The sequence below is a fragment of the Oleiphilus sp. HI0067 genome, from assembly GCF_001635735.1.
The window spans coordinates 1-1,635 of the sequence record NZ_LWFI01000887.1 but is presented as its reverse complement, the minus strand read 5'-3'; the positions used below and the strand labels follow the sequence as shown (position 1 = coordinate 1,635).

Below are 1,635 nucleotides of genomic sequence, written 5' to 3'. Positions count from 1 at the left end.
TTGGGGCGCCCATCATTGTTAGAGTTCGGGGGAACGAAGCATGGGAGCTAGAGCAAAATGATCGAGTTATTTATACATACGAGCAAACCGTCTCTGATGCTGATCGGATAAATAAGTGGATGAAACCGACGGTTGTTATGTCTGTGCTAGTTGGTGTTTTTCTTACACCATTATGGGTTAAGAACAGACGTAAGAATCGCTCGAAGATCAGATCTTTGTTTTGAAAAGAAAGTCGCTAGATTTATTTTATTAAGAGTGTACTCAACGTCCGCTTCTGTCTAACTCCGTGCATTGCACTTTAAACAATAGATGATGTGCTTCGCTTACCCTTCGGGTCGACCGTTGGTCGTTCAACGCACTAAAGCGCTTTTGTGCTGCCTGCGCGGAAGTGACTTGATAGTAAACACTGCGTATTACCTCATTCTCAAAAGTCGAACGAAGGGACAATCCCGTCGAGCGCGTAAGCGATCCGGGTCGCCTTTAGATGAAGGTGAATTGCGAAGCAAGAGAGGCTGGCATGTGCCATCTTAAGACCTTTGGCGAAACAAAGGTCTCAAGGCGCTGTCGGTCGCCACCGACAGGAAAAGAAGAATTAGCCCAGTGCTATATTAGAAAAATTTTAGTGACTGATGTTGGCTCAACAAATTGCATAGAGTGCGATCAGAAAACCTCAAAACCTAAACGCTAACCCCACATATTCTTTATGATTGCATTCAGCGCATCACATCTTTTAGGTAACTCTCTATTTTTCTTTCTAATCAAATATAGGTTTTCCTTCACGGCTTGTTTCGGCTTTAAAACTTGCAGTAATTCTGGGCTATGAAAACTGTCGATGGCGCTTTTAGGCAGCACTGTGAAGCCAATACCGCGAGTTAAGGGTTCTAGGATTTGGCTGATTTGGTTGATTGATCCGACGACGGGGATTTTAGCGATGTCCAATTGCTTTAGTTCTGGCTCTTCACATTTTCGAAAATACAGCGACAAATAATGTTCTGCATCTGGGTGAGATATTAGTCCGGAGTCTAAGAGCAGTTGCTTCCAGCTTTGCTTGATGTTTGTTTTTTTGGGGAGTACCAAGCACAGCTCCTCTTGGCCTAGCTTTTCGAATTCAAAAAAACTTTCGTTAGGGATGTCTGTCACGATTCCCTGATCGACATGCTCGTTCTTAATGTCGCTCAATATTAGGTGGTTTGGAGCCGCTGTGAGATTTAGATGAATATTCGGCTGTTGCTGTTGAAGCGTTAAGAGCTGTGGATATAGAAGCAAAGCCAGTGAACCTGAACAAGCCAGGGAGCATTTGCCTGAGTCGGGGTCATCAAAGTTCAATTACTCAAAGAGAGACCTTTCATCGCTCATGCGTTGTTTCGCGAAGCGATAGACTAATCGACCCTGTTCCGTTATTGCGAATGACTTGTTGTTTCGTTTGATTAAATCATGACCGCAAGCTTCTTCTAGTTTATTGACGTGCTGGCTTACGCCGGGTTGTGTCATAAACAGTTTTTCTGCGGTTTGTGTAAAGTGCCCCGTATCAACGAGCGTTATAAAGGTTTTTAGCCAGGTCGGATTCAGCATATTTAAGTAAATAAATTTATATTATTAATCTGATAATGATTGATAATTTTATCTAATCAATCA

The 1,635-nt window shown here is 42.8% G+C and carries 3 protein-coding genes; 1 reads left to right on the top strand and 2 read right to left on the bottom strand.

Going from position 1 to position 1,635, the window contains the following annotated elements; translation table 11 throughout:
- A partial coding sequence (locus A3739_RS30825; RefSeq protein WP_231877060.1) for a hypothetical protein occupies positions 1-224 on the top strand: 224 nt, incomplete at its 5' end.
- A gap of 460 nt (positions 225-684) precedes the next feature.
- Here A3739_RS30825 and A3739_RS10025 read toward each other — a convergent pair.
- Both A3739_RS10025 and A3739_RS31395 read right to left on the bottom strand, forming a co-directional pair.
- On the bottom strand, positions 685-1,326 hold the full coding sequence (locus A3739_RS10025; protein ID WP_197472253.1) for a substrate-binding domain-containing protein: 642 nt from the start codon (positions 1,324-1,326) through the stop codon (positions 685-687).
- A complete protein-coding gene (locus tag A3739_RS31395) occupies positions 1,327-1,572 on the bottom strand; it encodes a LysR family transcriptional regulator (protein ID WP_068481344.1) in 246 nt (81 codons plus the stop codon).
- Positions 1,573-1,635: the final 63 nt, after the last annotated feature.

Coding starts and splice junctions, on each gene's coding strand:
- A3739_RS31395 (WP_068481344.1), bottom strand. CDS start 1,572: ATGCTGAATCCGACCTGGCTAAAAACCTTTATAACGCTCGTTGATACG.